This window comes from Thermodesulfovibrio sp. 3462-1, assembly GCF_040451425.1.
GTDB classification, from domain to species: Bacteria; Nitrospirota; Thermodesulfovibrionia; order Thermodesulfovibrionales; family Thermodesulfovibrionaceae; genus Thermodesulfovibrio; species Thermodesulfovibrio obliviosus.
The window spans coordinates 531969-544994 of sequence record NZ_CP144374.1 but is presented as its reverse complement, the minus strand read 5'-3'; the positions used below and the strand labels follow the sequence as shown (position 1 = coordinate 544994).

At 35.3% G+C, this 13026-nt stretch carries 11 protein-coding genes; 4 read left to right on the top strand and 7 right to left on the bottom strand.

Features of this window, described 5'->3' with window-relative positions; all coding sequences use genetic code 11:
• Positions 1-17: 17 nt before the first annotated feature.
• Genes V4D31_RS02780 through V4D31_RS02755 form a run of 6 tightly spaced genes read right to left on the bottom strand, consistent with a single transcriptional unit; the run spans position 18 to position 5598 of the window.
• On the bottom strand, positions 18-1244 hold the full coding sequence (locus V4D31_RS02780) for a pyridoxal phosphate-dependent aminotransferase family protein (protein WP_353686722.1): 1227 nt from the start codon (positions 1242-1244) through the stop codon (positions 18-20).
• Complete coding sequence (locus tag V4D31_RS02775; protein ID WP_353686721.1) at positions 1205-2167, bottom strand: NAD(P)-dependent oxidoreductase; 963 nt, start codon at positions 2165-2167, stop codon at positions 1205-1207. The genes V4D31_RS02780 and V4D31_RS02775 overlap by 40 nt, the downstream gene beginning before the upstream one ends.
• Positions 2164-2436, bottom strand: a complete 273-nt coding sequence (locus V4D31_RS02770; RefSeq protein WP_353686720.1) for an NfeD family protein — start codon at positions 2434-2436, stop codon at positions 2164-2166. Before V4D31_RS02770 ends, V4D31_RS02775 begins: the two co-directional genes overlap by 4 nt.
• Positions 2372-3445, bottom strand: coding sequence for a nodulation protein NfeD (locus tag V4D31_RS02765; RefSeq protein WP_353686719.1), 1074 nt, complete (start codon positions 3443-3445; stop codon positions 2372-2374). The genes V4D31_RS02770 and V4D31_RS02765 overlap by 65 nt, the downstream gene beginning before the upstream one ends.
• Before the next feature lie 6 nt (positions 3446-3451).
• Positions 3452-5206, bottom strand: coding sequence for an aldehyde ferredoxin oxidoreductase family protein (locus V4D31_RS02760; protein WP_353686718.1), 1755 nt, complete (start codon positions 5204-5206; stop codon positions 3452-3454).
• On the bottom strand, positions 5203-5598 hold the full coding sequence (locus V4D31_RS02755; RefSeq protein ID WP_353686717.1) for a 4Fe-4S binding protein: 396 nt from the start codon (positions 5596-5598) through the stop codon (positions 5203-5205). The genes V4D31_RS02760 and V4D31_RS02755 overlap by 4 nt, the downstream gene beginning before the upstream one ends.
• A gap of 153 nt (positions 5599-5751) precedes the next feature.
• On the opposite strand from V4D31_RS02755, the gene V4D31_RS02750 reads away from it, so the two are divergent.
• From V4D31_RS02750 to V4D31_RS02740, 3 genes are read left to right on the top strand one after another with little or no spacing between them, the layout of a single operon-like run.
• Positions 5752-7629 carry a glycosyltransferase family 39 protein gene (locus tag V4D31_RS02750; protein WP_353686716.1) on the top strand — a complete coding sequence of 626 codons (1878 nt, stop codon included), beginning with the start codon at positions 5752-5754 and terminating at the stop codon, positions 7627-7629.
• 14 nt (positions 7630-7643) lie between these two features.
• A complete protein-coding gene (locus tag V4D31_RS02745) occupies positions 7644-8588 on the top strand; it encodes a glycosyltransferase family 2 protein (protein WP_353686715.1) in 945 nt (314 codons plus the stop codon).
• Positions 8585-9475, top strand: coding sequence for a lysylphosphatidylglycerol synthase transmembrane domain-containing protein (locus tag V4D31_RS02740; protein ID WP_353686714.1), 891 nt, complete (start codon positions 8585-8587; stop codon positions 9473-9475). Before V4D31_RS02745 ends, V4D31_RS02740 begins: the two co-directional genes overlap by 4 nt.
• On the opposite strand, the gene V4D31_RS02735 is transcribed toward V4D31_RS02740, so the two are convergent.
• Complete coding sequence (locus V4D31_RS02735) at positions 9437-10999, bottom strand: sigma 54-interacting transcriptional regulator (protein WP_353686713.1); 1563 nt, start codon at positions 10997-10999, stop codon at positions 9437-9439. The two genes, V4D31_RS02740 and V4D31_RS02735, sit on opposite strands and share 39 nt — an antisense overlap.
• Positions 11000-11149: 150 nt before the next feature.
• On the opposite strand from V4D31_RS02735, the gene mnmG reads away from it, so the two are divergent.
• Positions 11150-13024 (top strand): tRNA uridine-5-carboxymethylaminomethyl(34) synthesis enzyme MnmG, encoded by a 1875-nt coding sequence (mnmG, locus tag V4D31_RS02730; protein WP_353686712.1) that lies wholly within the window; start codon positions 11150-11152, stop codon positions 13022-13024.
• The last annotated feature ends 2 nt before the right edge of the window (positions 13025-13026 follow it).

Here is a 13026-nt window from a genome sequence, read left to right as displayed (position 1 = left end):
TATAAATTTCAAAAACTCTAAATTACTCCCAATGCTTTTCCAACCTTATGAAATGCCTCAAGAACTTTATCAAGGTGTTCATCTGTATGAGTTGCCATATAACTTGTTCTTATGAGCGCTTTTCCAGGTGGAACAGCAGGAGAAACTGCTACATTTGCAAAAATTCCCTCTTGCTGAAGCATCATAACAAACTTGAATGCAAGCTCATCATCTCCTACAATTACAGGAATTATCGGTGTTTCTGCTACTCCGATATCAAAACCCAGTTCTTTAAATCCTTTTAACATTTTATTTGTGTTTTTCCAGAGTTGCTCTCTTCTTTCTGGTTCGTTTTCAATTATGTCAATTGCTGCTGAAACTGCAGCAACTGATGCAGGTGGAGGGCTTGCACTAAAAATGAATGCTCTCGCAAAATGCTTGATATAGTTTATAACATCTTTATCGCCTGCTATAAATCCGCCAATTGAGGCAAGAGACTTGCTGTATGTTCCCATTATAAGGTCAACATCTTTTTCCAGTTCAAAATGTTCCACGGTTCCACGCCCTGTTTTACCAAGAACACCAATTCCATGGGCATCATCAACCATTACCCTTGCACCATATTTTTTGCATAAAGCTACAACTTCAGGAAGCTTCACTATATCACCTTCCATACTAAATACACCGTCAACTACAACAAGTTTAGATTTTCCTTCAGTTTCCTTAAGAATTCTTTCAAGATCTTCCATGTCATTATGCTTGTATCTTTTTACTTCACCAAAGGAGAGACGGCATCCGTCAACAATGCTCGCATGGTCCATTTTATCAATTATTACAACATCATCTTTCCCGATCAATGATGAAATTACTCCAAGATTTACTTGAAATCCAGTGGTAAAGACAAGAGCAGCTTCCTTTCTTGTAAATTTTGCCAGTTTCTCTTCAAGTTCTACATGAATGTCAAGAGTTCCGTTAAGAAATCTTGAGCCTGCACATCCAGTTCCATATTTTTTAATTGCATTGATTGCAGCTTCTTTAACCTTTGGATGATTTGTAAGCCCAAGATAGTTGTTTGATCCAATCATAATCATTTTTCGGCCATTCATTATTACTTCTGGTCCTTGAGCAGATTCAATCATTCTGAAGTAAGGATAAATACCCATGGATTGGATCTTCTGGAGTTGTTCTTTAAATTTAAAACACTTCTCAAAAGGATCCGTTTTTCTTATATCCATTGATTCATTCTGTACCACTTTGCTGTCCATTCCATCCCTTCCTTTAACTTAGTTTTTGTTTTGAATCCGAGCAACTGCTCGGCTTTTTTCGTAGAGCAAACCCAGCATGGCTGGATAAGCTCCTGAAGTTTATCGCTATTTATTATACTTTTTTTGTCAAATTTTTGAAAGACTCTTATGAAAAACATGCCAATTGCCCGAGGAATTTTTATCTTAACAGGTTTTTTACCTAAAGCTTTTGATATAGCTTCAACTATTTCGTCAGTATTGTATGGTTGAGCATCTGCAATGAAAAAGGTCTCTCCAGTTGCTTTATCTATTTTTGATGCATTAATTATACCTCTTACAAGGTCATCCACATATATCATTGAATAGATGCCTTTCGTAAGATATAAAACAATTCCTGCCTTAATCATTTTAAAAAATGTAAGAAAATCACTGTCTCTTGGACCATACACCGCAGGAGGTCTTATTATCGTAATGGGTATTTTATCCTTGAAAAATTTAACAGCCTGCTCTCCAAGAAGCTTGCTCCTTCCATACTCAGATACAGGAGATGGCTCTGTATCTTCTGTTACAGGGATACCATCCAGACATGGTCCTACAGCTGCAAGACTGCTTACATGAATAAATCTTTTGACAGCGAAGTTTCTTTCAACCACTACCTCAGCAAGATTTTTTGTGCCAATGTAGTTTGACTGAAAAAACTCTTCTGGATGGCTTGCCTTTGTTATTCCTGAAAGATTAAACACATAGTCAAAATGCCATTCAATTTTTTTTAAGCTTTCTTTATCCGAAAGATCAGCCTTAATAATTTTTACATTAAGCCCTTTAAGAAAACGAAGTCTGGACGGATTTCTAACTATGCAGTAAACCTCGTAATTTTCTTTTAAAAGAGTCTCTACAAGATGGCTTCCTATAAAACCTGTTCCACCTGTAACAAGAGCCTTCAATTCTTTTTCCTCACCCGAAGAGTAAGTCCCTTTATGTCTTGCACTACAATTTCTTCATCCTTTTTTATTGGTTCATCTGAACGAGCTTGCCAGAGTTCTCCATGAACCATAACCATTCCTGAGGAGCTGTCAATATCAGTTTTTGCAATCCCTTCTAAACCAATGAGTTCTTCCACTCCTGTAACAGGTTTTCTTTTATGGGCTTTATATGCAAGCCTCAGAAGCACACCAAAAAACAATGCTGTTACCAGTGTTACAGGAATAATCACAGAGAGAGAGTTTAAATAAAGGATTCGCAGTATCAAAAAGCATTATTGAACCAAGTATAAAACATATTATGCCACCAAGTGTTAACAATCCATGAGAAGCTATCTTAAGCTCAAGAATAAATAAAATAACACCAAGAAGAATTAATCCTGCAGCAGCATAGTTTATCGGAAGTGTCTGAAGACTGTAAAAGGCAAGAATTAAAGAAATCGCACCAATTATACCTGGTAGAATGCTTCCAGGGTTACTTAGTTCAAAAATAATTCCGTAAATGCCAATCATTAAAAGAATGTAGGCAATGTTTGGATCACTTATGAAGTTAAGAAGCCTTTCTCTGAAATTCATCTCAATTTTATGTATTTTTGCCGACTTTGTGTTTAAAATTGCTTCTCCACGCACTGTTTTTACCTTCCATCCATCTATGTCTTTTATGAGGCTTTCAATATCTTCTGCAATTAAATCAATTACTTTAAGTTTTAATGCTTCTGTTTCTGTTGATGATATACTTTTTCTTACAGCCTGTTCAGCCCATTCAATATTTCTTCCTCTTTGTTTGGCAATTGATTTAATATATGCAACTGCGTCATTTGTTATCTTTTCTGCCATTGTTTTGTCCATTTTTTCACCTACTGCCACAGGATGAGCAGCACCAATATTAGTTCCCGGAGCCATTGCAGCAATATGAGCTGCAATTGTTATAAAAGCACCTGCACTGGCAGCACGAGCACCTTTTGGACAAACATATACAACAATGGGGATTTGAGAGTTCAGCATCTCTTTAACTATGCTTCTCATTGATGAGTCAAGTCCTCCTGGTGTGTCAAGCTGAATTATAACTGCTTCTGCATTTATCTGCAGAGCCTTTTTAATGCCTTTTATTGTGTATTCAGCATGAGGCGGATTTATAATACCATTTACTGTAAGAACCACAATCTCTTTTGCATAAGCTGGTTTAGTAAAACAAAACGCTATAAAAAGAAAAAAGATGCAGTATTTAATTTTTTCTCGCATGAGAAATTATAACAAACTTTTGATATTTTCTTTTAGTAATGCAATTGCTCTGTCTGAAAACTCCCTGTCTATCAATCCCATGCTTGAAGGAGTTTCAAAAACTCTTTCTGGCAGAGTTAAATTTTCAATATCAAAGCCACATTGAACTTTAAAGCGATACTTGTTTGCATAGATTTCTCTGCCTGTTTTTAAAAGCTCTTGTTCAGTTAAATCAAATCCTGCAAGTTTTAAACATTTAACTACAACCTCAGGAGTATAAATCTCCCTGGCAAAAAAGCATATAACAAGGCTTGAAAGAATCTGTCTCCACTGCTCTTCATTAAGAATTTTTTCAACTAATTGTTCTGGCGATACAGGCTTTGTCATTGCTTCTCTGTCAATGGCATATCCAGCAGAGTCAAGATGGCTGTGTCTTGCACCAAATAAATATCCAAGATGAGCACCTAATCCTGTATGATAACCAGGCATTTCATTTTTCCCATATGTTAAAGCAAACTGCCTTCCTCCATATTTTGAAGAAGCGTAATCAATTCCTCTGGCAATGTCTCTATAAAATTCGCTTTCTCCATAAACAATTTTTCTTATTAATTCAACATAAGTATCAGCATGTCCCCATTCAGGAATAATTCCTTCAGTTTGTTTCTCATTTATTATTCCTTTCTGAAAAGCTTCTGTAACCCATGCAAGGATAACTCCTGCAGAGATTGCGTCAACTCCAATATCTTCAATTACTTCGATTAGTTTTAAAACATCCTCAGAGTTAGTAATTGCTAACATTGAACCAAGAGCATAGATAAGCTCATAATCATAAGACAGATAAACCGTTCTATAAAAATAAGGTTCATCTTCATATGGTTTTCTTAATGCTGCAAGATGAATGCATGCAACTGGACAGTGAGCACAGGCAACTCTCCTTCCAAGATGTTTCTGAGCAAAGGCTTCACCAGACAGAGTTTCAATACCTGTTAATTCATTTGTAAGCAAGTTTTTTATTGGAATTCCTTTTGAAAAACTTAGTGGTAGCACATTTGCAGGTGTGCCAAGTTCGTGATATTTTTTCATTTTTTCAGATTCTAAAAGCTCTTTTAGGAGCTTACCATAGAGGCTTTTATATTCTGCAAAATGAGTAACTGGAAGGTTTCTTTTGCCGGATATTACAATAGCTTTAAGATTTTTACTTCCGAATACTGCACCAAGTCCAAGTCTTCCAAAATGTCTGTAAGTTTCCAAAGTTACACAGGCAAAGCTTACAAGTCTTTCTCCTGCTGGTCCAATTCTCATTATTGTTCTTAATCCAGCACCAGGCTCATGTGCTCTTATTATTCTTCCTGCTGATTCTTCCAGTGCCCACAGTGTTGTAGCATCTCTGAAAAAAACTTTATCTCCATGAATTGCAACATAACATGGTCTTTCACTTCTTCCTTTTATAACAATTGCTCCATATCCTGCCATTCTGATAGCAATTGCGCTTCTTCCACCTGCATGGGATTCACCAAGATTTCCAGTATGGGGAGACTTAAACATTGCAATAGTTTTGGATGCTATCGGGAAAAGACCGTTTAAAGGTCCTACTGCAAAAATAATTGGATTATCAGGAGAAAATGGTTCAAGATCATGTGGACAGTTTTCTTCAAGAAGTTTTACTGCAACTCCTGTACCACCAATGTATTTTGAGAAAAGTTCAGGTCTTTCCTCAATCCAGAATCTTTTCTTTGTAAGGTCAATGTATAAAACTCTTTTTAAAATGTCTTCTTTAATCATTTTCTTACAAACTCCAATACTTTGTATGGACAGCTTTTTGCACATTCTCCACATTGAAGGCATACTACTGGTTTATTGATTGAACCATTCCATCCTATTGCATCAAGTATGCAGGCTTTAACACAATATCCACAACCACTGCATTTAGCTTCATTTAATAATATACCACCGCTTTTTCTCACAATCAGAGCATCCTCTGGACAGGCCCTTGCACAGGGCGGGTCTTCACATCCACGACATACGGACACTAAAAAACCTCTTGATATTCCACCATGAGAACGAACCTTTATGCAGGAACTCTCAAGCCCTACTGCTTGATGTGCCCGAGCACAGGCAAACATGCAAATGAGGCATCCAACACATTTTTCACTATCTTTTACGAAAACAGGCATAATGGAATTATAACATGTTATAATTTCAAACTGAAAATGGAAAAGGAAATATTTTTATTTTTTCATAAGACCCTGTCAAACAGTTTCCTGGACTTTTTAATGGTTTTTTTTACACAGCGGGGCTATATTTTATGGCTTCCGGTATTTCTTTTCATGATATACAGATACTTCAAAACAAAAAATTACATAGAAATTGTATATTTAGTTACAGCTATTACAGTCGGCGTATTTATTTCTGATTGGTTTTCTCTTGAAATTAAAAATCTTGTTCAGCGGGTTCGTCCATGTCATACAGAGTATTTTAGGGCAGTTGTTGGATGCACAGCTTCTTACAGTTTCCCTTCAAATCATGCAACAAATGCTTTAACAGTGGCTACTGTTTTAATTCTTTTTGGTAAAAGATTATGGAAATCCAGGTTGATTTCAATCTACGTTATTTCAGTAGCCATGCTTATAGGTGTGTCAAGGCTTTATCTTGGTGTTCACTGGCTAACGGATGTGCTTGGTGGTGCTTTGCTGGGATTAATTATCGGTTACGGAGTTTTTAAAGCTACTTTATCAGTGGTAAACATGAAAAGATTTTTTTACTTTTTCCTTATAATTCTGAGCCTTTTCAGAATTTATTTTATCATTCATGGACCAGTAGATCTCAGCCCTGATGAAGCTCATTACTGGGAATGGTCAAGAAGACTTGATTTAAGCTATTACTCCAAGGGTCCAATGATTGCCTATGCAATTGCTTTTTCAACATGGCTCTTTGGTGATAATCCTTTTGGAGTGAGAATTTTTGCTGTAGTTTGCTCATTTTTGAGCAGCTTTTTTGTTTATAAGATTGGCAAAAAACTTTTTGATGAGAAAGCAGGATACATAAGTGGAGTTCTTTTTCAATTAATTCCTTTATTTTCAACATTTGGTGTGCTTTTTACAATTGACAGCCCCTTTATTTTATTCTGGATTGTTTCAATGTATTTTTTCATTCTTGCAGCAGAGGGGAAGATGAATTACTGGTTGCTTGTTGGTTTATTAATAGGGCTTGGACTTCTTACAAAGTATACAATGGCTTTTTTCTATTTTTGTATGTTCCTTTATTTCTTGAAGAAAGGGTTATGCAAGAACTTAAAAAATCCATGGCTTTATGCATCTTTAATAATTTCCATCATCGTTTTTTCTCCTGTAATGATCTGGAATGCCCAGCATGACTGGGTTACACTTAAACACACTGCAGGGCAGGCACATGTTTATGAGGGATTTAAAATTTCTTTAAAGTATTTTGCCGAATTTTTTGGAAGCCAACTTGCGGTTGTCACTCCGGGAGCATTTATTTTTGGATTGTATTTAATTCTGAGACCTTCAGCCTTAAGCCTTAAGCCTGATATAAAATGGTTTCTTATCTGTTTTTCAACGCCTATTCTTATTTTCTTTTTACTTAAAAGCCTTCAGGGAAAGGTTCAGGCAAACTGGGCAATGCCAGCCTATGTTGTGTTCGTAATTATTATTGCCTATTGCTGGGAAAGAAAAATTTTTCAAAAACTCACATTTCTGACAGTGATTATTGCTGTGTGTTTTACTTTCATAAACTATGCAATTGCATATTTAAATCTACCTGAAAAAATAGATCCTTCAGCGAGGCTTAAAGGATGGAAAGAACTAGGAATAAAAGTTTCAGAAGTAAAAAAATCACTTGAGAATTCTGGTAAAGTAATCATTTTCTCTGATAGATATCAGATTTCAAGTGAGCTTGCTTTTTATGTAGAAGGAAACCCACGTGTTTACTGCATAAATCTTGGCAGAAGAATGAATCAGTATGACCTGTGGCAGTCAATAAATAGTGAACTCCATGGCAAAATTCATGGAATTTATGTTGTTTATGGTCAGAAAGATTCACCAGAACCTCAGGTTTCTTCTGCTTTTGAAAGATGTGTTCCAGAGTATTTTACAGTTTATAAAAAAAGAGTTAAAATTAGAGATTATACGATTTTTAGATGCTACAATTTTAAAGGTATGCAGTTAAAAGTACCAGAAACCTACTGAAGGAGGCAAAAAGGATGGATTTATCAGTTGTAATTCCGCTTTACAATGAAGAAGAAAATATAAAAGAGCTTCATAAAAAGCTCACAGAAATTCTAACTAAATTGCCAATTACTTACGAAATAATTTATGTTGACGATGGAAGTACTGACAGTACATTGAAATATCTTGAAGAGATTCAACAAAGTGATCCACATGTGGTGGTTTTAAGTTTCCGCAGAAATTTTGGACAAACAGCAGCCTTTGCTGCAGGATTTGACTTTGCTCGTGCAGATGTGGTTATTACAATGGATGGAGATCTGCAGAATGATCCTGCTGATATTCCAAAGTTTCTTGAAGCAATAAAGGATGCTGATTTGGTAAGTGGATGGAGAAAAAAAAGAAAAGACCCATTCCTGTCAAGAAGACTTCCTTCCATAGTTGCCAACTGGCTTATTGGAAAGGTTACAGGAGTGAGAATTCATGACTACGGATGTTCTTTAAAAGCCTATCGCAGGGAAGTGGTTAAAAATCTCAAGCTTTATGGTGAGATGCATAGATTTATCCCAGCCCTTGCAAGCTGGTACGGAGTTAAAATAAAAGAGATTGAGGTACAACATCATCCAAGATACAAAGGAAAGTCAAAATATGGAATTGGAAGAACTGTTAAAGTACTCTTAGACCTTGTTACTGTAAAGTTTTTACATAGCTTTTCAACAAAACCAATTCAGTTTTTTGGTCCAATTGGAGTTTTATTCATGGTTCTTGGTGCAGTGATTGTTGGATATCTTGTCTTTCTTAAGATATTTAAAGGCATATCAATTGGTGGAAGACCCCTTCTTCTTGGTGGATTCTTTTCTGTTTTGATAGGCCTTAACTTTATTGGTATGGGACTTCTTGGTGAGATGATTGTCAGAGTTTATCACGAAGCTCAGAAAAAACCAATCTACATTTTAAAGAAAATTCTGGGACCCGGAGATTGAAAAAATATATAAAATTCTTCATTCGTTTTGCTGTAACTGTTTTATTGATTTTGTATCTTTTTAAAAAAATTGATATCACCCATGTTTTAAACACCCTTTTTCTGATAAATCCGTTAATTTTTTTATCTGCCTCGTTTTTATACATTCTTTCTTCTTACATATCAACGCTCAGGTGGAAAATTTTTCTACCTCAGCAGCATTTAAAGGTTTCAGAGCTTTTCTCACTTTATCTTATTGGTTCATTTTTTAATAATGTTTTGCCTGGAATAATTGGAGGCGATTTAATAAAAATTTTTATGATCAAGGAAAAAGCAGGACTTAAAAAGGCTTTAGCATCAGTTTTTATGGAGAGATACACAGGGCTTTTTGCTTTATTATTGATAGGTTTTGCATTTTTCTGTTTGTTTTATAAAAATCTTCCACAGCACAGGCTTATGTGGAGTGTGCCTTTAAGTTTTTTATCATTTATTTTAGCAAGCCTTTTTTTATTACTGCTTGGAAAGATTAAATTTTTCAAAGAATTCCATGATTATGTTTTAAGCTTCACGAGAAAACAGATTTTGCAGGCGATTTTTTACTCTTTCCTCGTTCAGTTTACTATAATTGTTTCAGTTTATGTAATTTTTCTCGGAATTGACATTTCAGTGTCTTTTATTGAAGTATGCATATTCCTGCCAATTATAATACTGATTTCAATGCTTCCAATTTCAGTCTCCGGTATTGGAGTAAGAGAATGGTGTTTTATTATATTTTTCGGAAAATCCTTCGGTAAAGCTCAAGTTGTGGCAGTATCATTGCTATGGTTTATGTCTCAGGTTTTTGCTTCTTTAGTTGGTGGGGTTGAATATTTAAAATTTAAGAAGACGCTGGATATAAAGAAGAAATAAAAATCTTTTTAAATCTCTCAGATTGTTCGGGAATGGATCAGTTTTAAATTTTTCAACTATTTCTGGTTGTGTAAGTTTGTCTTCAATATTGAGATTATATTTTTTAACAATTTCACCAGCTATGTAAAACACATCCTCTCTTCTTTCTTTCAATGAAGGGATTCTAATAAACACAGGATTAATGAGTTTAATAAGAGAGCTTGAAAATTCCCCCTGCGCTGCTTTCACCCTTATATCTTCCTTCCCTATTAGGATAAATTTTACATCAGGAAATTCAACAGGGTTTATGTCACCAACTCTGTAAAACCTACCAGAACTAATTGCTTTTTCAAGTTTATTCTGAAAATTTATCGGCATTCGATCAAATTCTTTTATTACAAGAGTTCCTCCTTCTGCATTTTTTAGCACTCCCCTTTTACCCTTTTTTCCAAGATATCCTTCTTTTATTCCAAAAAATTCTTCTTCAAGAGTTTCTTCTTCTATATCACAAAAAATCATTACAAATGGTTTTTCTCTGCGAGGATTATCCTGAGCTGTATAAAGTGCTGCTGCAAGAAGTCTTTTACCCACTGCTGGTCCTCCATAAATAAATATGTTCCTGTCTTTAGCGTTTTCTTCAAATAAATTTTTCAACATATTAGCAAAAACAGCGTTCTTTGATTCAAACCTGAATTGTTTAAGCTGATAAAATGTTTCAGTGGAGAATTGGAGCTCTTCCATTACATTAAATTCCTTTGCAATGGAAAGGAATCTATCCATTACACTCTGAAGAATTTCAAGAGAATCAGACTCCTTTATACGGAAGTATCTTTTCGCAAGCTCAAGGAATAACTCCCTGTTGTCAACAACTGAAGGAAACATCAAAGCCTGAGCACCATATGCAGAAAGATCTGCAAGTAATGCTAAATCATAGCAACTTTGCAGTGTGGAGCCTTTAGGTGGAACAGGAGTTTTTATATCTTTTACTCCATCTTTCGGAAACATTTTATTCAAAATATTCACTACTTCTTTAAAGGGAGGGCATATAATGTTTCTTTTAAGAGTTTCAATATGATTTGTTCCAAAAACTTTTTCTTCAAGAAAAACCCTGTCTTCTAAGGGAAGTTTTATGAGAAAATGAATTATCCTTCTGTATTTAGGAAATTCATTGGTCATAAAAAGCAATCCAAGACAGGGAAACAATCCTGTAAAAAATGCTTCATCACGATGAATATGAGAAAATTTTTCTGATATCAAAGCTGAGATCTCAGCACTCAAAATTCCATATATCCATATATACAAGTCTTCATTTTCAAGAAAAAGTTCTCTTTGAATTATTATTTCTTCAATTTTTTTTATACCAAGATAGTTTATCATCTGAGAAAAGTTTGTTATTTCTATTTTTCCGCAGGGTTTGTTAACTTCCTGAAATATAAGATAGGCAATGACAGGGTCGTATTTTATTAATTGAGAAATTTTTTGGTCTCCTTCTTCCAAAAGCTCTCTAAATCTGGAAATTGTATGCCTGAATACAGGAAAACTCATCTCATTTATTATAATAAAAAACTATATTTACCGCAATATAAAGGAAGAAAATTGACAGTATTTTAAGATAACAGTTAAGATGATTTTGTTTAGGAATAATGAATCCATTGAAATCTATTGCATCCAAATTTTTAAATAAAGTATTAAAAAATGTATAAAGAAAAAGATTTTGACATAATTGTTGTTGGAGCAGGTCATGCAGGCTGTGAAGCAGCTACAGCCTGTGCAAAAATGGGTCTCAGCACAGCTCTTTTTACCATTTATCTTGACACAATCGCACAGCTAAGCTGTAATCCTGCCATTGGCGGACTTGCAAAGGGTCATCTTGTAAGAGAAATTGATGCTCTGGGTGGCATCATGGCAAAGGTAACAGATATGTCAGGTATTCAATTCAGAATGCTCAATCGTTCAAAGGGACCTGCTGTTTGGTCTTTGCGTGCCCAGGCTGACAGGATTCTTTACAATGTACACATGAGAAAACTTCTTGAAGCAACTGAAAATCTTGCAATAAAGCAGGCAATGGTTGAGGAGATTGTTGTTGAAAATGGCAGGGTTAAAGGAGTAATTACATCCTTAGGTGTTTTTTACGGAGCAAAGGCTGTAATAGTTACTCCAGGAACATTTTTAAATGGATTGATTCATATAGGGCTTGATTCTTTTGAAGCAGGAAGAGCAGGAGAGTTTCCCTCTAAGAGGCTATCAGAATCCCTTAAAAAGCTTGGATTAAAAATTGGCAGACTTAAAACAGGAACACCACCAAGAATTGATGCAAAGACAATTGATTTTTCAAAAACAGAGGAACAATGGGGTGATTTTCCTCCTCCAGCATTTTCATATTCAACAGAGGAAATTACAAATCCACAGGTCCCCTGTTATATCACTTACACAAATGAAAGAACTCACGAAATTATACTTAACAATCTTGACCGTTCACCTCTTTATAGTGGAAAAATTAAAGGAATTGGACCAAGATACTGCCCTTCCATTGAAGATAAAGTTGTAAAATTCAGGGAAAAGCCAAGACATCAAATTTTTCTTGAACCAGAAGGATTAAGCAGAAAAGAATACTATGCCAATGGAATCCCTACATCCTTGCCTTACGATGTTCAGATTGCCTTTGTAAGAACCATTCCAGGACTTGAAGAGGCAGAAATTATGAGACCTGGGTATGCTATTGAATACGATTTTGTTTATCCAACACAAATAAATCATACCCTGGAGGTTAAAGGAATTGAAGGACTTTATCTTGCAGGTCAAATAAATGGAACAAGCGGATATGAAGAGGCTGCTGCACAGGGATTGATGGCAGGAATTAATGCTGCGTTAAAGATAAAAGGAAAGGCACCTCTTATTCTTGGCAGAGATGAGGCATATATAGGAGTTTTAATTGATGATCTCGTTACAAAAGGCACGCAGGAGCCTTACAGAATGTTTACATCCCGTGCAGAATTTAGACTTCTTCTCAGACATGACAATGCAGACCTCAGGCTCAGAGAATATGGATACCGTATTGGATTAGTTGATGAGGAAACCTATGAGAAATTTTTAAAGAAAAAACAAGCTCTTGAGAAGGAAATCAAAAGACTGAAAACCACAATTATAAAACCTTCAGAGCAACTCAATAAAGCTTTGACTGAAGTTGGAACAACTCCCATAGAGGAAGCCATATCCCTTGATAAAATTCTTAAAAGACCTGAAGTCACTTATGAATTTATAAAAAAATTCGCCCCCTCTCAGGAAAATCTTACAAGGGAAATTGAAGAACTTGTTGAAATTCATATTAAATATGAAGGCTATATTGCCAAACAGCTGGAGCAGGTTGAAAGGATGAAGCAGTTTGAGGAAAAAGTTATCCCAGCAGATTTTGATTTTAATCTGCCAGGGCTTTCAAAAGAAGTGATTCAGAAACTTAATGAAGTTAGACCAAGAACAATAGGTCAGGCAATGAGAATTCCTGGAGTTACCCCTGCAGCAATATCAATACTTATGGTAGCTGTCCAAAAGGGCGCAGGCAGTAAAAAATAAAT